The sequence below is a fragment of the Thioalkalivibrio sp. ALMg3 genome, from assembly GCF_000381225.1.
Classification (GTDB): Bacteria; Pseudomonadota; Gammaproteobacteria; order Ectothiorhodospirales; family Ectothiorhodospiraceae; genus Thioalkalivibrio; species Thioalkalivibrio versutus.
Map to the genome: position 1 here is coordinate 1 of NZ_KB906234.1, position 21,062 is coordinate 21,062.

The window sequence follows — 21,062 nt, forward strand, 5'->3', positions numbered from 1 at the left end:
TTGATGGCCCTCCCCCCGGGGCATCGAGTTGAGGGCTCCCTTCGGGGAGCCCTTTTTTTGTTCCGCGATCCGGGCCCGGTACTACAGCGGTCATGGACCCTCGTGCGAACCGGCCAACCCCTCTCCCGCCACCCCCGGCAATCATCCGGCGACTGCCCCTGTTCGGACTCGCACCACCACCCCGGACCGACGATCCCCCCTTCGGATGTCCGCCTGGCCTGCCAGGGCAAGACTATCAATGCACCACTCGAACTCGAGCCCCGTCCTTCGGAGGCGTGTAAGGCTAGCGCCCCGTATGCCCGAGCCCCCGCTGCGCCCCGACCAAGATGCAAACGGGTCGGTACCACGACCGGACTGCGCGCCGCGCCGAGTCTCGGGATACACGGGGCATCACCGCAATGCGCAATGCCGGCACATTCATCAGCGTCTCCCAGGCACCTGCGAAGACACCAGGAGCATGGCAGTGGGCCGTAGTCGAGGGGACGGATAACCCGGCCCCGAAATCATGGCATTGACTCATCCCCGCCGACATCCTGTCGCGGGCCGAGCCGACCGCCGCGAACGCCCCCCCCGGCCGAGCGCAGCCGTCAGAAACCAGCCAACGAAGCAATGTCCGGGTCGACCCGGGATCGCAGGACCGGCCGGACGGATGGATGTGCGGCGACCAGGCTGACGCACACAAAAAAGGGGCTGCTCTCGGCAGCCCCCTTGATCGACGACCGGTTCGTGCCGGGTCTACAAGCGGTCGAGCAACGCCTCGGCATCCGCCCGCTGAGGGAACTGGTCGTGCCCGTCCAGCACGCGACGCAGGCGTTCAGCGGCGGCATCCTGCTCGCCCTGTTCGCTTTCCGCCCAGGCCAGGTGGTACTGAATGCCCGGGTCATCCGGGGCAAGTTCGCTGGCACGGCCAAGGATGTCTGCGGCCTCTGCATGCTCACCGGCGTGGATCAGCACCGCGCCCAGGGTGTCCAGCACCGGAGCCGCCTCCGGTGCGAGCTCGGCGGCCCGGCGCGCATGTTCCAGCGCCTGCCGGGTATCACTCTCGCGCAACGACCATGCGAGGTTGTTGAGCGCAATCACGTCGTCGCCATCCTGCTCGACGATCCGACGGTACGAATCCACCGCTCCGGACCGGTCGTCCGCCGCCATCTGCTGCGCCGCGTGGATATGCCATGTCGCCAGGTCCTGCGGATTTTCGTCCAGCCAGGCGGCCAGCGTGGCCCGTCCCGCATCGCCATCCCCGGTTTCGCGCTGCGCCTCCGCCAGTGCATGCACCCAGTCCCGACGTTGCGAACCCGGGTCCGCCAGTGCGGCCCGGTAATGCCGCACGGCGGCGGCTGGGTCGTCCCGCTGCATGGCCGCGCGGCCCAGCAAGGCCTGGACCTCGCTGCGGTTCTCGTAGAGCTCCTCCAGGCGCGCCAGATGGGGCTCGGCATCGCTCATGCGTTCCTGATTGAGCAGGCCCCGGGCCAGAAGCAGACGGGCCCGGTAGTGGTCCGGCTGCTGCTCCAGGAGCTCGCGAAGCGTGCTCTCGATCGCGGCATCGTCACCGGCCTGCGCATGCGCGCGGGCCAGGGCGAGGCGCAGGTTCACGTTGTCCGGCGCCTGTTCGACGGCCTCCGCGAGACTTGTCACCGCGTCATCCGGACGATTGAGACTCTGCTGGACGTCCGCCAGCGCATACAGCAGGTCCGGATTCCCGGGGTGATGTTCACGCGCGGCCAGGAGCGTCTGCAGGGCCTGCTCCGGTTGGCCGCCCTGAAGCTGGATCTGGGCCAGGGTGAGATGCGGCGGCAGCAACTCGGGCTGCGAATCGATGGCCGTTTGCAGCCAGCGCGCCGCCCCCTGGTGGTCGCCATCCTGCAGGCTCATGTTGGCCAGGCGCTGGGCAGAACGGGCATGCCCCGGGTCACGCTCCTGGATCGCTTCCAGCACCTCGCGCGCCGCCCCGCGATTGCCGGCCTGGAGTTCCAGACCAGCGAGGTTCATCGCCACGGATATATCGTCCGGGTCCAGCGCGACGCCCTCGCGGAAGGCCGCCCGGGCCTCGTCGGTTCGCCCCAGCCCCATCAGGGCAGCGCCCTGCAGGCTCAGCGGACCGGCCGCTTCCGGCTGGAGCTCCTGCAGACGCTGTGCCCGCTCGAGTGCCTCGTCGTAGCGTCCTGTCTGCAACAGGTACAGCACCAGCGTGGTATCCACCTGCTGGGCCGAGGCCTCGCCGCCTCCGGCGGCGCGCAGCGCATCCAGACCTTCTTCCGTCTCCCCGCCCCGGAGCAGCGCCACCGCCAGCAATTCCTGGAGACCCTGCGAACCCGGGCTCGACGCCGCCGCGTCGCGCAACGCATCGATGCCGGCTTCGGAATCGCCGGCAACCAGCAGCAGTCGCCCGCGCAATTCGGCCATGTCGGCCGGCTCGCCGGTGTAGTCACGGCTCGCCCGCTCCACGAACTGCAGGGCATCCTCCACGCGATCCTGTTCCAGATAGATCGCCGTCAGCGTACGAATGCCCTGCAGTGATCCGGGGCTCTCCTGAACATGACGATTGAGGTTGTGTTCGGCCTGCTCCATGTTGCCGAGACTGCGATGAGCCAGGCCGAGGCCCAGAAGCGCCGGGCTGTAGGAGCGATTGCCGGCCAGGGCCTGCTCGAAACTCGCCCGTGCTTCGCTATGCCGCTCCTGCTCCATCAGGAGCATCCCGTCCAGATAATGCACGCCCGGATGCGACGAGCCGCCTTGCTTCAGGCCGTCGACATCCGCCCGCGCACCCTCGTAATCACCGGCATTCAGACGCACCATCGCCCGCGCCATGTGATCGCGCCCCGAGGCCGGGCGGACTTCGATGGCCCGGCTGAAGGCCTCTTCCGCACCCTCGGGGTCGCCGGTGATGCGCCGATACTCGCCCAGGAGACTCCAGGCCTGTCCCAGCTCGGGCTGCAGTTCAAGGGCCTGCTCCAGGGATGCGATCGCGTGCTCGGCATCGCCCTGGGCCATCGACAGGTGGGCCTGCGCCAGGGCCTGTAGCGGCTCCTGCTCGCGCTCTCCAATCTGCGCCAGCTCGCCTTCCGCCGCCTCCCGCTCGCCGACGGCCGCGAAGGCGACGGCCCGCAAGGCGTGCAGCCGCGGCCGTTCCTCCGCCGCCAGGTCCTCTGGCACCTCCTGCTCACGAATGCGCGCAAAACGATCGGTCGCGAACCACGCCTCGGCCAGCGGCAACGCCACCTGAGCGTCCGGGATCCCGAGCGACTGCGCCCGCTCCAGCTGACGCAGCGCCTCCTCGGGGTTGTTCAACTGCAGGTACACCACCCCGAGCCTTTGCCGAGTGGCCGGGGCATCGGTATTCAGCTGCAGGGCATTGCGGTACTCGATGCGCGCGCCCTGGTAGTCGCCCTTCTCCTGCAGGGCCTGGGCGCGTTCGAGGTAGTCCTGTTCGCTGCCCGCCCCGATCTGGTCGCAGCCGGCCAGACCGACACCGGTGGCCAGCACCACGGCCAGGGCCAGGGGCTTCAGCCGCCCGTTCGGGATCCGGATGGGGCGGGGCCGGGCGAGCCCGGCGTCTTCTTGCATGTATCGGGTAGTCACTATGGTGCTCCTCATCTGAGCCCGTACTTGTCGAGCAGGCCGTAGAGCGTTGGACGGGTAATGCCGAGAGTGTCGGCTGCCTGGGCAATGTTGCCGTTCGTGCGCCCCATCGCCTTGATTACGGATTGATATTCGGCCCGGTCACGGGCCTCGCGCAGGCGCTCCGGCGGCGGATCCTGATCCCGGTCCTGCAAGCCGAGGTCTTCCGCGGTCACCAGATTGCCGTCGGCCATGATTACGGCGCGCCGGATCAGGTTCTCCATCTCGCGCACGTTGCCGGGCCAGCTGTGGCCCTCGATCGCCCGCAGCGCATCGGCAGTGAAGCCGCGGCGGGGTTTGCCCTGCTCGCGGGCGAAGCGTTCCAGAAGCGCATGCGCCAACAGGGTTGCGTCACCCTGACGTTCGCGGACCGGGGGGATGTCGATGGCGATCTCGCTAATGCGATAGAACAGGTCCTCGCGAAAATCGCCCGAGCGGATCAGCGCCTGGAGGTCCTGATTGGTCGCACCGATGATGCGCACATCCACCGGGATCTCGTTGCGCCCGCCCAGGCGCTCGACCGTGCGCTCCTGCAGAAAGCGCAGGAGCTTGGCCTGCAGGCTCTGCGGAAGATCGCCGATCTCGTCCAGGAACAACGTGCCCTTGTCGGCGTGTTCGATCTTGCCGATGGTCTGGCGGGTAGCACCGGTGAAGGCGCCCTTCTCGTAGCCGAACAGCTCGCTTTCCAGGAGGTTCTCGGGGATCGCGGCGCAGTTGATCGCAACGAAGCGCTCCTTGGCCCGGTTACTCAGGTCATGGACGGCGCGCGCCAGGACCTCTTTGCCGGTGCCGCTGTCACCCAGCAACAGCACCGTCGCGTCGGAGGGCGCCACGCGTTCCACCATGCGGCAGACCTGAAGCATGCGCGGGTCCGCAGTGATGAGCCCGGACAGCGAAGAGACGCCACCACGGGCCAGGCGCCGATTCTCCTCCTCGAGCTCGTACAGCCGCGCGGCGCGGTCCACGATCAGGCGCAGGAGTTCGGCGTCCACGGGCTTGATATAGAAATCGTAGGCCCCCAGGGCAACAGCCTTCAGGGCGTTCTCGCGATCATCGTTGCCGGTGACCACGATCACCTTGACCCCGGGATTGAACGCCAGGATCTCCTCCAGGAGTGCCAGGCCCTCGGTGGCGTTTGCGGGGTCCGGGGGCAGACCCAGGTCCAGCGTGACCAGCTCGGGCTCATGACGGCGCATGTGGGCCATCGCGCTGGCGCGATCCTGGGCCTGGAGGATCTCGTAGCCGTCCAGACACCAGCGCAACTGGCTTTGCAGGCCGGTGTCATCCTCGACAATCAAAAGCTTGAGCATCGACTCCATTACATTGCACCCGGCCCGGGGAGGACGTGATGGTGGACGGCGGGGAGGGTTGTCATGCGCCGTGCTGCGGCAGGCGCAACGTGAAGGTGGTCCCCTCGCCGATGCGGCTGGAAACATCGATCCGCCCGCCCATCCGGACCACCAGGTCGCGGGCCTCATACAGCCCAATACCCATGCCGGCGTTTCCCTTGGTGGTCTGAAACGGACGGAAGAGCCGCCGACGAACGAAGTCCTCGTCCATGCCGGACCCGTTATCCTCGATTCCGATAATGACCCATTGATCCCGGGTTTTCAGGGTCAAGGTTATATCGCCGTTATCCGGTGTGGCCTCCTGCGCATTCCGCACCAGGTGGAGCAGTACATTCCGCAGGGCGTCTCGGTTTCCGAGGACCTCCGCGGATGTGTCGATCGCCACTCGGGGCAGCGGATGGATCTCGCGGCTATCGCCCGCAACCTCGCGCAACAGGGCGTCCATGTCGATCGCCTGACGCGGGCTGTCGGCACCCGGTTGCGCCTTGCGCAACTGGGCGAGGGTGCGTTCCAGACGCTCGCGTGCGTTGCCGACGGTGCGGAAGGCGTCCGCCACGAACTCGGGGTTATCGCGGTGACGCTCGGCGTTGGAGCTGATCAGGGACAGCTGGGCCGATACGTTCTTGAGGTCGTGGACCAGAAACGCCGCCAGCCGGTGGAAGGTCTCGAACTGCCGCGCCTCCAGCAGCGCCTCGTCGGTCTGCACCAGGGCCACGTAGACCGCCAGCTGACGGCCCGCGGTCTTCAGCAGGTCGCGCTCCTCCCAGTCGATACGGTGCCGTGCCCGCGGCTGGGCGAGCACGACAAAGCCCTCCAGGCCATCGCTTTTCAGGAGCGGCACCACGGCCCAGTGGCGCGGATTGTCGACCAGCCACTGCGGCAGATCGAGCCCGTGATAGAACGCCGGATCGCGGCGGAACTCGTCAATATCGATCACCCAGCCGGAGTGCGTCAGAAACGCCACCAGCGGGTCGTCCGGTTCCATTGACGGATAATCCGGCTGGCCCAGATTCAGGACCCCGTCCAGGGCGAAGGTGCTGTCGTCCCGACGAACCCACAACAATCCCCCCGGACTCTCGACCAGCTCGCCAATGGCCTGGATGGCCCGCTGGCGAAACGGGGTCTCGTGGTCCGTCTGCGCCAGGGTGCCGGTAAACCGCAGCCACTCCTGGCGGTAGTCGTAGCGATAGTTGAAGAAGTGCTTGGCCAGCCAGACGCGCAACTGGGCGCGGACGCTGCCGGAAAAGAGCACGATCGCCAGGAGCAGCACGGCCCCGAACAGCAGGGTGACCTGCAGCAGCGCGCCGAGATCGCCCCCGTGGTGGCGCAGGTAATACCCCGCGCCCCCGACCGCCAGCAGATACAGCCCGGCCCCGAACAGCGACGCGGTGTGAAACAGCAGATGGCGGGACACCGTGGGCCCCTCGCGGTGCGGCAGGCGCCGGCTCACCGCGACCGCGAGCAACGGGACCACCAGCGCGTTGACGAACCCGCGGGCCTGCCAGGACGGGCTGTCGATCGTCTGGAACAGCACCAGATCCGCAAACAGGAACAGGTCGAACGCGAACAGGCCACCCAGGCCCAGGCAGAGGAACTTGATCTCCCAGCGATTCTGCGGCGGCGTGTTGCGGTAGACCTGCTCCACCAGCACCAGTCCGGCAATCGCCATCAACAGGGTTGCCAGCCCCGGCCAGATGGCGCCCAGCAACTGTGGCCACAGCATCGGCACCAGGATGAACAACAGGAACGCCGTGGTGGCCGCCCCCCACCAGCGCAACGCACGCGGCTCGACCCCGGGGCGGCTGCCACTGCCGGCGAGCAGCGCCAGCAACACCGCAAACCAACCGGCATTGCGCGCCACCTCCATCACCCCACCGGAGATCGCGGCACTGGTCCCGTAGTGCCAGGCCAGAAAGCCCAGATATCCCGCCCATCCCACCGACAGCAGCGAGGCCAGCACCATCCACAGGGCCGAGGGGCGATTGCGCCAGCGCACCACGGTCACAACGGCCAGGACCAGGAACGCAAGTGCCGCCGTCAGATAGCTCGTCGCGGCCAGGGGCATCAGCATCGCGAATTCAGCGGGCCCCGCGGCCGAACAGCACAACCTTGACGGTCTCGAACAGGATCAGGATGTCCAGAAACAGGGTGTGATTCTTCACGTAATACAGGTCGTACTGCAGCTTCTGCCGCGCATCCTCGACCGAGGCCCCGTAGGGATACCGCACCTGAGCCCAGCCGGTGATCCCCGGACGGATGGTGTGGCGCGCGGGGAAATAGGGGATCTGCTCGGTGAGCTGTCCGACGAACACCGGTCGCTCCGGGCGCGGTCCGACGAACGACATGCTGCCCTGAAAGACGTTGATGACCTGCGGCAGTTCGTCGATGCGCAGCTTGCGGATAATGCGCCCGACACGGGTGATGCGGTCGTCGTCATGCACCGCCCAGCGCGCGACGCCATCGACCTCGGCGTCCTCGCGCATGCTGCGGAACTTGCAGACCTCGAACGGGACGTTCCCCTGACCCACACGGGTCTGCCAGTAGAACACCGGGCCGCGACTCTCCAGCTTGATCGCCAGGGCGGTGGCCAGCATCACCGGCAGGGTCGCCGCCAGCAGTGTGGCGCTGGCCAGCACATCGAACGTCCGTTTCACCGCGTTGCGCGTCCAGTGCTGCCGGAAGCCTTCGCCGAAGATCAACCAGCTGGCGTTCAGCGAGTCCAGTTGGACCTTCTGCAGTTCGCGCTCGAAGAAGCTCGAGACGTCGGTAACGGCAACCCCGTTGAGCTTGCACTCAAGCAGCTGCCCGATCGGCAGGTTGTGGCGTCGATTACGGATCGCGACCACGATCTCGTGTACGCGGTGCTCGCGCGCCATGTCCAGCAGGCTGGCATCGCTCCCGAGCTGGAAATGGCGTCCCGGATCCCGCGCGCAATCCTTCTCGCCCTGGGTAGCGATGTACCCGAGGACCCGGTACGGCAGCTCTTCCGAATGCTTGTCCGGATGGATCGTGTCGATCGCGCAGGCCCGGCTGCCGGTGCCCAGCACCAGGACCCGGCGCTTGAACGCATCCGCCTCGGAAAAGTTGCGCCAGAGGGTCCTTTCGGCGACCAGACCGGTCAGCAGGAGCAGCACGCCGCCGCCGACTGCGGTCGGCGAAAACAGCGCCGCCGGGACCATGGCGCCATAGGCCAGCAGCAACCCACCCACAACCAGGATGGCGGGAACCAGGCGCAGTAGCGACCGCAGCGTGCTGCGGGTCGCGAGGTAGTCGGATTCGTACAGGCCGGCCAGAGTCAGGACGACCAGGACGACCAGCGTCGCCACCATCAGCTGGGGGTCCAGCAGGCTTAGAGCTTCCGGCTGGAAGGGCGGCAGGGTCAGCACCGCATACAGGCACAGATACGCCACGAGCAACTCCGCGCCCGCGAGCATCAGGACGCGGCGGCGGATGTAGTGGCCAAAGATGCGCACGACTAGCCGCCTCGCCGAGGCGCGTGCACAGAAGAGTGGTTCGTCCTTTTCAGGGGGTCCATGGCTACCGTCCCCGAGCCCGATCAATGGGGGCGGTCGTTCCCGGGCGGTGCCTCAAAGGCCCACCCACCCGGAAACCGGCCCCCCGTTCCGGGTTCGTCAGAAGCGTCGTTCAGGAATGATCAGCGTGTCACCGGGCAGCATGTCCACGTTGGCCGAGATATCGCCACCGTTGACCAGGTCGTCCAGGCGCACCCCATATTGCTTGCGCTCGCCATTCTCGTTACGCACGATCACTGCGCGATTTCCGGCAGCAAATTCGGTGATGCCGCCCACCGCGATCATCACATCCATCACGCTCATCTCCTCGCGATATTGCAGCGCCTGCGGCGCGGCGGCCTGCCCGATCACGCGAATCTGGCGGCTATAGGGCCCGGCAAAACCGGTCACCATCACCGTGACGATCGGATCGCGCAGGTAGCGGGACAGCTCCTCCTCCATCACACGAGCCAGCTCCGTGGGCGTCTGCCCGCTCGCCTGGACATCCTCGACCAGTGGGGTCGTGATTTGCCCGTCGGGGCGTACCGACACGCCAGTGGAAAGGTCCGGGTTGCCGCGCACGGATACCTGCAGGGAATCGCCGGGACCGATGATGTACTGCTCGATCACCGTGCGCTCGATGGAGGTCGGGGCCTCCGGGTAATCCGTCGTGGCACAGCCTGCCAGCAACAAGGCCGGCAGCAGGATGACGAAGCCGAACCTTGGCCCGGACTTCGACCCGGCCTTTGCAGCATTGATCAGGGACATCACGACTCCCCCTTGGAGATTCTGGCGGTTGTTAGAGGCTTCACCCGACCGGGAACGGGGCCCGCACCGCACCCCAAAAGGTCGCGGAAACTGGCTACGCTTACCGGGAATACCGGATTCCACAAGCAACTTGATGTTAGGCCTCGGGTATGAACAGAGTCCACGTAAGGTCTTCATTCCCGGCGCTCCAGGACTAACGTTCGTGTTACGGGGACGCCGGGCCATCTACCTCCACCGAACAGGAGTGTCCCGTGGAGTTTCTGTCTCTCCGTTTCCTTGCCGACTGGTTTCTGCTCCCGCCCAGCGGACCGCTCCTCCTGGCCCTGGCGGGCCTGCTCCTGTACCGGACCCTGGCAGGCAAGGCCCTGCTGACCGGCGGGCTGCTCCTGACCTACGCATTCAGCATCCCGCCCGTCAGTCACGCCCTCATGGCCCCGCTGCAGGCCGCCTACTCGCCGCCCGACACGGCCGCGCTGGAACACGCCGAGGCCATCGTCGTGCTCGGCGCCGGGTATCGCAGTGGTGCGGCGGAATTCTCCGGCGAAACGGTCAACGACCTGGCCCTGGTGCGACTGCGCTACGCCGCCGCCCTGCACCGGCAAACCGGACTCCCCGTGGTCGCCACCGGTGGCGGCCCGCAGGACCGGGAACCGGAAGCCCGCTGGATGGCCGAGGTCCTGGAGGAGTTCGGCGTCAGTCCGGTGTGGCAGGAAACCCGTGCGCGCGACACGGAAGGCAATGCCCGGCACTCGGCCGCGCTGTTGCACGAACGCGGCATGCAACGCGTCCTGCTCGTCACCCATGCGCACCACCTGCCGCGCGCCACTGCGGCATTCGAGCGCGCCGGGCTGGAGGCCATCCCGGCGCCGACCGGCGCCTTCGTCGCCCACGACACGAGGCTCTCGTTAGGCGCCTTCAAACCCCAGGCTAACGCCATGCGCACCAGCTGGCTCGCCATGCACGAGTACCTCGGTATTCTGTGGTATCGCTGGCAATACGGCCGTCACCCGGCACCGCCGGACTCCTGACGCGCCCCGCCAGCCCCAACCCATCACAACCGAGGGGCGACGGATGAATCTGCTGGTAACGGGCGGCGCTGGATACATCGGCAGCCATGTCCTGCAGCATCTGCGCAGGGGCGGGCACGACGTCACCGTGTACGACAACCTCAGCACCGGGCACGCATGGGCCGTGGGGGATGCCGAGCTGGTCGTCGGCGACCTGGCGGATACCGGGCGCCTGCGGGAAACACTCGAACGCGGCTTCGACGGCGTGCTGCACTTTGCCGCGCACATCATCGTGCCGGAATCGGTCACCGACCCGCTCAAGTACTACGGCAACAACACCCGCAACACCTTCAACCTGCTGGAGGCCTGCGCCGCCACCGGCGTGCGCTACTTCGTGTTCTCCTCCACCGCCGCCGTCTACGGCATCCCCGACACCGTCTCGGTCGCGGAGGACGCCCCCCTGCAGCCGATCAACCCCTACGGCGCCTCCAAGATGATGTCCGAACGGATGCTCATGGACCTGGGCGCCGCCTCCGACCTGCGCTACATCAGCCTGCGCTACTTCAACGTGGCCGGCGCCGACCCCGAAGGCCGTCTCGGCCAGGCCACGCCGGACGCCACGCACCTGATCAAGGTCGCCTGCCAGGCCGCGACCGGCCAGCGCGACGGCATCACCGTGTTCGGCACCGACTACGCCACCCGCGACGGCACCTGCGAACGCGACTACATCCACGTCGAGGACCTCGCCGCCGCCCACGTCCGCGCCCTGGAACACCTCGACGGTGGCGGCAACTCGCAGTTGCTCAACTGCGGCTACGGCCACGCCTACAGCGTGCTCGAGGTCCTCAACGCCGTGAAACGCGCCAGCGGCGTCGACTTCCACGTCACGCTCGGCCCGCGTCGCGAAGGCGACCCGCCCGCCCTGATGGCCGACGCCCGCCGCATCCGCCAGACCCTCGCCTGGGAACCGCAATACGCCGACCTCGACCTCATCGTCCGCCACGCCCTCGCCTGGGAACAGAAGACGGTTGGTAAAGCGGTGCAAGAAAGCGCTTAGCCCCGTCCAGTCGCATCACCAGATCTCGGAACCTGGTACCATTGGCGGCGGACATCCACCTAGTCGGTTGAGTGTGCACGCGACGCGGGAGCAGGCCATTCGCAGAATCCTTCTTCGCTTCTGATCCATGCGGGGAGCCATGCAAGATTCTGCTCAATATCGCGGCCCTTGAGCCCGCATTCCCACAGCACCAGTACGCGCCAGCCCGATGCGCGCAGAGCCAAACGGGTCCGTTCATCGCGCTCGACATTGGCCGCGAACTTCCGCTGCCAGCGACCCGCGTTTGTAGCTGGCGTTGTAGCCAACTGGCAGCCTGGATGGCGGTGCCAGAAACAACCATGAACGAATATGGCGAGATTATGTTTCTTCATTACAAGATCGGGCTTGCCCGGCAACCCACGCGCATGCAGGCGAAACCGAAACCCCCTGGAATGAAGAAACCGTCGCACACGCAATTCGGGCCGCGTATTCCTGGAGCGGATTCCGGACATCATTCGGGAACGTGTATCTCGGTCAACGACATCCATTTACCAATGGTCAGGCCACGCATGCTCGAATCGCAACTCAGCAAGTTCGGTACGACCCGATGAACGAGCAGGTCCCGGTTGCAGATCTGTTCGCAGGCCCCGGGGGATTGGGCGAGGGCTTTGCGTCACTCAACGATTTTTTCCGGATCGAACTCTCTGCCGAGTGTTCGCCGCCGGCTCACAAGACTCTTAAGCTACGGGCGTTCAAGCGTGCGCTGGAGGCGAACGGCGAGTCTCTCGACGACTATTACCGCTATGTGCATGGCCAGAGCAAAATGCCGTTTTCCGCGGCGACACGGGGTGCGTGGCACCACGCCGAACAAGAAGCCCTGTGCGTCACACTGGGTCAGGAAAACGACGACAAGCTTTTCACGAACGCCCTCGACCAAAGGCAGTTCGACTCGGCCAACGGAGTAATGGTCGGTGGCCCGCCATGCCAGGCTTACTCGGTCGTGGGTCGAGCACGCAACAGAGGGATCGCTGAGTACGTGCCGGAGAACGACAACCGGCACTTCCTCTATCGCGAATACCTGAAGCTCATCCAGCACTACCGTCCAGCAGTCTTCGTCATGGAGAACGTCAAGGGCATCCTGACGTCGCGAGTGGGCGGAAAAAGGATCTTCAATCAGATTCTGGTGGACCTGGTTGATCCCGACAGTGCCCTGGAACGTGCACCCAACGGCCCGGGCTACCGAATTCATTCGCTGGTCGATCCCGATATCGTCTTCCGCGCGGGGGATGATCCCGAAACGATACGAGGGGAATCTTTCCTCGTCCGATCGGAGGATCACGGCGTCCCCCAGACACGCCATCGCGTGTTTCTTGTGGGCGTTCGCAACGACATCTCCGCAAACCCCGAAGTACTTCGACCCTTGCCTGCAGTCACGACGGGGCAAGCGATTGATGACCTGCCCGCTCTGCGCAGTGGGCTTTCTCGCAAGGACAGCGACGAGGGCTGGCTCGACAGCGTCCGGGCTCAGGTTCGACAACTTGCCCCTGAGGCTCGCAGTGCAGGGCAACGCGACATCGCGGAACGACTCGAAGCAACGATATCGGGACTGCGGAGACGCCATAGCCTAAGCCGGGGCGGATTGCGCTATCCCAAAATGAAATCGCCCACACTTCCGGCGCAGCCGGACTTGGCCGACTGGTGGGATGACCCCAGGCTCGAGGTGCTCTTGAACCACGAGGCAAGGTCCCACATGCCGAGCGACCTAGGTCGGTACATGTACGCTTCGACCTTCGCCGAACTGCACGGCCGGTCGCCCTCCGGCTCCGGTGATTTCGGCCTGCCGAGTCTCGCGCCAAACCACGCCAACTGGATGAGCGGAAAGTTCGCCGATCGTTTCCGCGTCCAGCTCCGCAACGAGCCCGCGAAAACCATCACAAGCCATATTTCGAAGGACGGCCACTACTACATCCATCACGACCCATCCCAGTGCAGGGCACTGACGGTACGGGAAGCGGCGCGCATCCAGACGTTCCCGGACAATTACTTCTTCGAGGGCAACCGCACCGAGCAATACACCCAAGTCGGGAACGCTGTCCCCCCTTGGCTGGCACGCCAAATCGCTGAAATTGTCAGGGGCGTCCTTATTGCCCATAGCGGACACGCCTCCTGTGGCCACCTCCAGCCCCGACCGGAACCTGCCGGGACTATCGCCTGAGGAGACAGTCGAACGTCAATTGGCTCGGGAAATCATCGCCACGGCTTTACGGAACACAGCACCAACACGATGGGAAAGCTCCTGGTCGGAAAGTCCGTCAAGATCCTGGGTCACGCGATACGCGATCAAGTTACGGGCCGCCTCGCGCGTTACCGCTTCCATTGCTCCGCCCCGGTTCTCCTCGCTAGCCTTTTTCCAGATTGCTGCAATCATCCTCGCCGTACGGGGACTAGCCGACAACAGAGGGCGTTCGACAATCTGAACGAGCGCATCCTGCGTAAGCGGTTCTAGGCTGCCCCAATCGCTTCCTCGACCATCGCCGTGATCGGCACCTATCAGAAATCCGCGGCGCCAAAGCACTCCGAACGTGTTCCGTACTCCTCCCGTCCATCTTTCACGCTTGCGCCCCGGGTAACGCCAGTCAGTCACATCGGGAAGCAGCACTAACGTAAAGTACGCCCATACTCCCTGACGATAGGCCTCGCAGGGAGGAACTCCCGAGCTTTCTACCAGATACCGAGAAACCCGGAAATCGAATTGCCGCGTCATCTCTCCGCAACGCTCTCCAGGGAATCCGCAGTCCCGCGCAATCGACAGAAGATCTGAACGGATAGCCATTAACTTCTCGAAATCGACTCTAGATCCACCCGTCGCAGTAAATGTCACAGCGGGATGCCGCACGTCCTCGAATTCGATAGAGGCTTCATCGCTCGCAAACTCGGCCCATAATGCGTTGGCCGAAAAACTGTCGAGCCTAGGAAAAAGTTCAACTGTCATGGCAACCTCCGAAATTCGATGCAATGACTGCATCGAAGTCGGCTGGCCGCTGGTCACGCAGGTCACGAATCTGCTCCGGGGCAAGCTCTGGAAACGCCGCCTGAAGCCAACCAGAAACCAATGAGCCGACACTGCCATCCGGATAATCTTCCGGATGGGCTGTGAACTCGTCATTGTCCAGCAAACGGCTCGTGACATGTCGGACAAGATCAGCCTGCAGAATCGACATTATGACGGGCTCTTCTCGCGATATCGCTTCGAAGGTGTCGAGGCGGCTGGAATTTAGAACCACCTGAAACGCCATTTCAAAGCGATCTTCCAATCGTGCCGCCTCCAGCCTGAAATACCATGGAGCCCGGGCATAGGCCGCCGAAACTTCGGAGAAATTTCTGGCCTCCATTGGAAGACGTCCGCCACCGCCTTCCAGACGACAAATGAACCGATCCCACCAAAGCCGGCTTCCTGGCGCAATGGGGGCAAGGGCGTTCGAACGACTCGCCTTTTCCAGCGTGATGCTAGTTGTTAGCTCTACCACACCCTGCAGATCAGAGCCTTGAAGAACGAACGGCCCGATTTCGATCTGATCAGGGGCGGAATCACCACTGACAACCTTCCGGAAAATACTTCTGCGAATTTTAAGTTCGCCGGTAACGAGGTAGACGCTCACAACAAACGTCGAAGAAGTCTGAAGGCCAGCATCGCTGCACATGCCGTCAAGATCCACGCGAAGGGAGCGCTCGAGCTCCAGATCAACCGAATAATCCCAGTCCCCCAGAATCTCGGGAAGAAACCCGTCGCCGTCGGGAGACAAAGTGCGCCACGGGCCCGCCTCTATTCTAGATTCACTCGGCCTCAGAAATGGGAAGGCAACCGCTTCACTCATTCACCACCTCTCGCACTGCAAGGCGCGGCCGAATAGCCATGCCGACCGGGACAGTGATGCGTACGGTGCCGGCGGTCACCTGATCGGCAAGCTCAACCGGGATCGCGGAGGCAGGGGGAAATCGAGCTCCCCCCACTTCCCACCCCCGCACCTCCGGTCGATCCCCCCCCGGGGCAGCATCCAGCATCTCGCCTCCACCTTCGGTCACGATTGCAGGATCGGTCGATAGAACGACCTCGGCCCCCTCCGGCCCGATCAGAGAAAAGCGGAAAGACGCAACCACTTGTTGTCCTTCCACTTCGAGATTCTCCAGGCCGACATCGGTCAGCTTCAGGCTTTTCGGCCGACCTGTCTTGCCGGAAGACCGTCGAGAAGGGACCGCCCTATCCCCGCTGCCGGACAATAAGGTCCTTCCGAGCGCATCGGCTACCGGCGCAAGTCCGCTGGAATCCCCTCCGGATAGATCTCTTGGCCGCGGATTCCATTCCTCTACGATTTCCCTGATGCGAGATAGCGCTACATTCACGAATGTTCGAGCGGGTGACTTGGGAAGGGCCTTGGGATTCCAGTCATCATGCGTCGGAGGCTCCGATGCGGCGAAGGCGCGTTCGACCTCTTCTTCGGAACTGCAAACAAAAACTCCGGCCCACTCGAATCGATCGTTGGCCAACGGTGGGCCTTCAAGGTACTTGACCACAAGCTCGGCGGGCCTCATTAGCGCAACGTGATGAATGACCCCCGGAATCGATATGCCGGTATCGGTCGAGACGTCGAAAGTTCGCTCCTCCACGAAATCCCGCTCATAGCCCATGAAACCCAGGAGTTTCTTGGGTCGAAGGCTTTTGACTTCGCGCACCTGATCGTTCGGTGCCGAACGAACCTTTTGCAAAGCTTCAGCGAATAGATGGAACGGAGGTGTCGATTCGATGGGGGGCAGCTCGTGCCGGATGCCTTCGAACTCCATCTCGAAGCGCATTGGAGAGACCTCTTCACCCGGCCGAGGGACCAGTTTAGGCCAGAAAAACCAGAGAAAGGCCTTGTGAACATGCTCTACAAGCACTTTCGTCTCGGTCCAGTCCACTTCAATCACGGGATCGAGAACCATGACGGATGTTCCGGTGCGCCCCATTCGGGCGGGCAAGCCAAGCCCCTCCGCAAGCACCTTTGCATCATCGTCACGGACAGGGTCTACTGCTCCGCCTTCTGTTTCATCCCCTCCCCACCAATGCCGGCCGGTAAAGCTCCTGCCCGTGCCGGGATCAAAGAATTCTTCACCCATGCGGCTGGCCATGAACCGGTGTTCCCGACTTCCATCCTGTTCCTGCGTAAGACTGTCAACCAGCACAGTTTGGCAGGAGCTTAGCGAGAAAAGGGAAGACTTGCCGTATCCGTAAGTACCGCCGGAATGACTGCCTTCTCTCCGGGGGGCCCCGATATTTCTTAGAAATCGAACAAATCGAGAGTCTTCATCTTCTGTCACCTCGGAAGGACGGGTCTTGCCGGTCAAACCAAAAGTCCCGAAGTCACAAATCTCGGCGACACGTATGTTCTTTTTCTCGAAAAGATCGCGAAGTGGTGAATCTGGGTCCGGGGAGAGATCCTGAAATACAACCTCCTTCAGGTACTTGCGCTCCTCGGGCAAAAGGGTTCTCAAGCGCAGCAGATAAGTCGGTCTCTCTCCAACGAGACGCGCATCCCAGCTGTTCTGGACACTTTCCCGGATCGCAGTCAGCAGTGGTTCCGTGGCGGGCGACCCAAGGAGCCTCCTTGCGCCTTCACCCGACAGGTTTCCAAAGTCGCTGTAAGGCTCGCTCGACCGAAGAACACGAGGATCAGACATAAAGAAACTCGCTAACGACCGCATCGCTTTCATCTTGCGGGATTTCCCAGCCGGTTATGGCGTCCAGGCGCAAGGAGAAGGTCACACCGTCAATTCCCGGATCCAGATCTCCGCTTGCAAGACGGTCGGGGGTGAGGCGCGGAAATTCCTTACCCACCACGAAGAAACGTCGCAAGCCCCGAGTAAAGCGGTGAAGCTCCCAACGATGCGCAGAGAGATGCGAATAATCCGCGGCGGAGAGACGCTCGTAGAACCCGGCAGGATCGGCAACCCGACCTTCGATATCTGCTACTAACGATGGAACCGAAATGTCGCCATCGGCATCCGGAATCAGCGTCTGGTGGACAAGATGCAAACCTGCAGCCGGCGGGTCTAGCTGGCGAATTCCGTGTATCTCGACCGTAGAGGCCGCCCTGCGAGTCGAAGTTTTGACCTCAAAAGACTTTCCACCTCGATGGAAGTCATGTTCACCCCCCTCCGGTCCCTCCCAGGTTTTCCAGGCAGAGGGGTCCGCCTCCACGAGAGTCTTCAGGAGCATCAGCTCGCCCGCCAGACCTGCCGCGACTTCGCGAGTAACAGTATCGCCCGCTCCACCATCGAGCAGCCGGCGAAAATCGACAACTGCGTCGCGAACCGCAGCGTGACCGGATCGCCCCTGGCGAAGCCTTCTGTGAATACTGGCCACAAGCTCGGCAAACACGTGGCGAAGCCTTGGTTCCCTGCACGTGACCCGTATGCCGCGTTGTCGCCGACCCGCCATAGAGATCGTCGCGGTTCCGATTTCGACATTCTTTCCCGAAAGGCTGTCCGGGCCTTTCTCGTCAGGTTCGATAGCCACCATCACGGAAGGTGCTCCGGCCTCGGCAAGCGAGAGCATGAAGCGATGACCAAGGCCGCCTTCACGGGGCTCCAGCCATTGGCTGTCCGTCTCGCCGACACGGCGCGCCAGACTTTCCCAAAACCACAGGATTTCGCTCGGCGAAAGTTGGGAGGCCTCGTCAGTCTCCATCGATGTCTTCCTCGTCTTCGATCACGACATCGCCGAGATCGACTGTGATGTAGTGCCCCTTGAACCCCGTCGGATCTTCCGGGAACAGAATGCCCATGCCGAGAACATGATGTACAGCGTTCAAGGGGTCTCGCGTACCGGCTTCGGGGTTCCGCGGCTGGGAATCCTTGTCGATCGGGTAGAGCAATAAAAGTGGTGGAGGCGAACCTCCGTACTCATTGGACCGATGGTCCTTCAGGGCCTTCCATTCACTACGCGAAGGAGCTGGCGAATACGTGTCCACCAAGATGTCCTTCCTGGACATCAGCGCCTTGATGTCAGTGCATTCCTCGGGCGAGCGCTGCAACGCGGAACGATTGATCAGCCGCGTTTCCGCCAGAGGGCCCAGCCTCATCGAGCCGGGACGAGAGCGAGCCGGCATCATCACCGCCAGATTCCAGCGGGCGAGCTCGCCCGATTCGTACTTCTCGATGTATTTGCGGAGCGCCTTGGTATTCGTTCGAACTTGCTCGCGGCAAGTCTGATAGCTCCGCAGAAACTCCAACACGGCATCCACTGGAACATTTCTAACCAAAAAAGCCTCGTCCCGGGATTCTTGTTCGGTGCTGGGGTCCTCTGCCGCCCTTTCGAGCAAGCTCGCGCCTGCCCGCCAATTCCGCTCAAGCCACTCCCTGTCGCGATGATAGAAACGGATCGTTTGCAGGTGCTCTCCAGAGTAGGAGAGGGCTGCCTCTTTCGACGACTGCATCGCCGGGCGCCGGGTAACAAGCAAGCCCGGGACCTTTCGTATCCGCACCCCCCAGTCCACGGGACGAATCGATCCGTCACGATAAACAGCAATATCCTCGCGCAATTCGGCCTCGATCGTCGCAAGCTCGCGGAAACTGGACATTGTGCCGGCGGTCATCCATATCCGCGGTAACTCCTCGTAGCCATGCCGGTAACCGAACCAGCGGCCCATCTGCATAAGGGTGTCGTACTGGCGGGCATTTCGTCCGAAGTAACTGACTATGAGACCCGGCAACGTCACGCCCCGCGCAAGGCGATCTCCTCCGATAATAACGGCCCAGACAGGATCGCCTTTCTTCGGAAATTCCAGGCGGGAGTCGTTCACGTAGTTGTCTTGGACGACGAGAAGACCGGCCAGCACATCCTTTGAGCGCTCCAAGACGCTGTCCTCGGGAAGCGGCTCTCGCTCGAAGTCGGTCGGCGGGAGGCGCGGATACTCCTCCCGCCAGAGCGTCTGCAAGCGCTCGCGCCGCTCGACTTCCGACAAGGAGGCAAAACGCTCCCGGAAGGCATTTACTGCGAATTCGAGATTTTCGTGGGCCTCAGTAAGGCGGCTGGTGTGCAGCAGCATGGTCGAATGAGACGGCTCGCGGTGCTGTCTGGCTGCTGTAGCGAGAACGAACCAGAGAAGAGCCTTTTCGAGCGACGCCGGAAACCCGCCTTCCGCGGCGGCTTCCCCCTTGGCGAGGGCGGCAATGGTTTCGAGTTCGGCTTCGGGGATAGTGCGAATAACGTCCAGGCCGGATCCGGATGGACCAGGGTCATCGGCAGAAAGAAGATCACGTCCGAACAGTCTCTCCGCCCCGAAATATTCGTCCGGCGCAGGGATCGAGACAATAAAATCCCTCGGATACAGATCCCGGTCGTACTCCTCGTTTCCCTCGGCCCCCGGGTTTATCAGGACATTGGCAAAGGGCGTGGCGGTGTACCCCAGATAGGAGCACTTGGGTAGCCGCTTAAGCACCTCCCGAATCCGTCGGTTAATTGTACTCGGGTCTTCGTGCCGATCCTGACGAGCGACATCCGGGCTTGCCTGATCGGTCTCGTCGTCGATCACCAAGGCCGGGAGTTTCATGCGAGTGGCGACTGCGGTCTGCTCGAGGAAGTCTCTCAGTCGGGCAAGAACATGCGTATTCTTCTTCATCACGGCAAGAATGCCGCCCTTTTTCGGGATCACGAGGTGCTGTCGGGTCCCGGCGTCGAAGTCCTCTTCCTTGGTCGTAAGATGATCCCAGAGTTCCGGGTGGCTGGAGACAAGGTCCTCTTCCATCCGCTCCTGAGTCTGCTCGCGCAAGGCATCCGTCAAGCCCGCCAAGATGATGACCAGCTTGTACCCAGAGTCCATGGCTTTGGCGATGACAGCCGTCATGTTGGCGGTTTTGCCCGACTGCACATAGCCGACAACGAGCCCGCGCGCAGAGAATTTATCCGGCTTTTCAGGTGGCGCCAGCCTGGCCACGATGGACGATGACTGGTCATCAATGGACTTTACCGACTCGGCTGTCCAGTCCTTTTCATCCAGAAGATGCCGTTGAAGCGTAGGCCAGAAGACATCGGTTGCCTGAGGCCCGGCGTACCATCTCGTCTGCCCCCTTTCGTCTATTACGGGGACATCGATCTGCCTTACGTCCGCGACCTCGGCCAGAACGGTTCGCTCGATGTCGGCGGCGATCCGGACAGCGGAATCCGTTTCGACTTCCAGCATGTCCTCGATCCAGATTCGGATCTCGTCCCGGGCCGAGTCCGGCGGCCGATCAGCCCTCAGTTCCTTGCGGAAAGTCTCCTTCAGGCGTTCAAACTGGCGCGCTGTGAGCGACTCGCGTGCGATTCCCTGCTGCAAAGAACCCCCTTTTCTCTTGGACAGCCTGACCAATGGCCTGCCCCCGTCAGTTTCAACAGGCAACACCATCTCATGACCCTTCGGGACGATCCTATCAGCAGTAAGGTTTTTTGGGGAGCCGCGATCAACATGCGGCGAACCACGGGGTCAAACCTTGCCTTTTGCCCTGCGGCGTCCCTCCCTGAAGCATCCCTCCACGCCGTTCCCGGCTAATAAGTCGGACCACAGTAAGCTGCGGATCCATAACCGCAATCCATCCTTATCCCTTATTTCGGGCTTGCCAGCGATTTTAACGGCTTAAACGCCACGTCCTGGCTGACGGGTCACTCTCGCCGCATCTTGCGCGAAAAAACGGTCTTTCACCGGCTCCAGACCAGATTGTTAAGCCTTTTTGCTCGGAAACTCAGTCGCGTATAGAG

The 21,062-nt window shown here is 63.3% G+C and carries 14 protein-coding genes; 3 read left to right on the forward strand and 11 right to left on the reverse strand.

Annotated features, from left to right (window positions below; translation table 11 throughout):
- Positions 1 to 735 precede the first annotated feature (735 nt).
- The 5 genes from prsT to F622_RS0112745 all read right to left on the reverse strand — a co-directional run bounded on the left by prsT (position 736) and on the right by F622_RS0112745 (position 9,247).
- Positions 736 to 3,579 (reverse strand): XrtA/PEP-CTERM system TPR-repeat protein PrsT, encoded by a 2,844-nt coding sequence (gene prsT / locus F622_RS0112725; RefSeq protein ID WP_231365758.1) that lies wholly within the window; start codon positions 3,577 to 3,579, stop codon positions 736 to 738.
- An 11-nt stretch (positions 3,580 to 3,590) separates the two neighbouring features.
- Positions 3,591 to 4,928, reverse strand: coding sequence for a PEP-CTERM-box response regulator transcription factor (gene prsR, locus F622_RS0112730; RefSeq protein WP_018649562.1), 1,338 nt, complete (start codon positions 4,926 to 4,928; stop codon positions 3,591 to 3,593).
- 61 nt (positions 4,929 to 4,989) lie between these two features.
- Positions 4,990 to 7,038, reverse strand: coding sequence for an XrtA/PEP-CTERM system histidine kinase PrsK (prsK, locus tag F622_RS0112735; protein WP_018168659.1), 2,049 nt, complete (start codon positions 7,036 to 7,038; stop codon positions 4,990 to 4,992).
- Between the two features lie 7 nt (positions 7,039 to 7,045).
- Positions 7,046 to 8,440: a TIGR03013 family XrtA/PEP-CTERM system glycosyltransferase gene (locus F622_RS0112740; protein ID WP_019572088.1), complete on the reverse strand. Its 1,395-nt coding sequence runs from the start codon at positions 8,438 to 8,440 to the stop codon at positions 7,046 to 7,048.
- A 159-nt stretch (positions 8,441 to 8,599) separates the two neighbouring features.
- A complete protein-coding gene (locus F622_RS0112745) occupies positions 8,600 to 9,247 on the reverse strand; it encodes an XrtA/PEP-CTERM system exopolysaccharide export protein (protein ID WP_019572089.1) in 648 nt (215 codons plus the stop codon).
- Between the two features lie 251 nt (positions 9,248 to 9,498).
- Here F622_RS0112745 and F622_RS0112750 point away from each other — a divergent pair, with 251 nt between their 5' ends.
- Together F622_RS0112750 and galE are read left to right on the forward strand one after the other, a co-directional pair.
- Positions 9,499 to 10,275 (forward strand): YdcF family protein, encoded by a 777-nt coding sequence (locus tag F622_RS0112750; protein ID WP_019572090.1) that lies wholly within the window; start codon positions 9,499 to 9,501, stop codon positions 10,273 to 10,275.
- Positions 10,276 to 10,318: 43 nt separating this feature from the next.
- Positions 10,319 to 11,311 (forward strand): UDP-glucose 4-epimerase GalE, encoded by a 993-nt coding sequence (gene galE, locus F622_RS0112755; protein ID WP_019572091.1) that lies wholly within the window; start codon positions 10,319 to 10,321, stop codon positions 11,309 to 11,311.
- 59 nt (positions 11,312 to 11,370) lie between these two features.
- Here galE and F622_RS13980 read toward each other — a convergent pair whose 3' ends face one another.
- On the reverse strand, positions 11,371 to 11,838 hold the full coding sequence (locus F622_RS13980; protein WP_019572092.1) for a very short patch repair endonuclease: 468 nt from the start codon (positions 11,836 to 11,838) through the stop codon (positions 11,371 to 11,373).
- Positions 11,839 to 11,897: 59 nt separating this feature from the next.
- Here F622_RS13980 and F622_RS13500 point away from each other — a divergent pair, with 59 nt between their 5' ends.
- A complete protein-coding gene (locus F622_RS13500) occupies positions 11,898 to 13,505 on the forward strand; it encodes a DNA cytosine methyltransferase (protein WP_019572093.1) in 1,608 nt (535 codons plus the stop codon).
- A 15-nt stretch (positions 13,506 to 13,520) separates the two neighbouring features.
- Here F622_RS13500 and F622_RS13985 read toward each other — a convergent pair whose 3' ends face one another.
- The 5 genes from F622_RS13985 to F622_RS0112785 are packed head-to-tail and all read right to left on the reverse strand — an operon-like array spanning position 13,521 to position 20,643.
- Positions 13,521 to 14,282 carry a hypothetical protein gene (locus F622_RS13985; RefSeq protein ID WP_081620997.1) on the reverse strand — a complete coding sequence of 254 codons (762 nt, stop codon included), beginning with the start codon at positions 14,280 to 14,282 and terminating at the stop codon, positions 13,521 to 13,523.
- Positions 14,272 to 15,165, reverse strand: coding sequence for a hypothetical protein (locus F622_RS0112770; RefSeq protein ID WP_019572094.1), 894 nt, complete (start codon positions 15,163 to 15,165; stop codon positions 14,272 to 14,274). The genes F622_RS13985 and F622_RS0112770 overlap by 11 nt, the downstream gene beginning before the upstream one ends.
- Positions 15,158 to 17,038, reverse strand: a complete 1,881-nt coding sequence (locus tag F622_RS0112775) for a hypothetical protein (protein WP_231365759.1) — start codon at positions 17,036 to 17,038, stop codon at positions 15,158 to 15,160. The genes F622_RS0112770 and F622_RS0112775 overlap by 8 nt, the downstream gene beginning before the upstream one ends.
- A complete protein-coding gene (locus F622_RS0112780) occupies positions 16,998 to 18,014 on the reverse strand; it encodes a PD-(D/E)XK motif protein (protein WP_019572096.1) in 1,017 nt (338 codons plus the stop codon). The genes F622_RS0112775 and F622_RS0112780 overlap by 41 nt, the downstream gene beginning before the upstream one ends.
- On the reverse strand, positions 18,004 to 20,643 hold the full coding sequence (locus F622_RS0112785) for a Z1 domain-containing protein (protein WP_026331582.1): 2,640 nt from the start codon (positions 20,641 to 20,643) through the stop codon (positions 18,004 to 18,006). The genes F622_RS0112780 and F622_RS0112785 overlap by 11 nt, the downstream gene beginning before the upstream one ends.
- Positions 20,644 to 21,062: the final 419 nt, after the last annotated feature.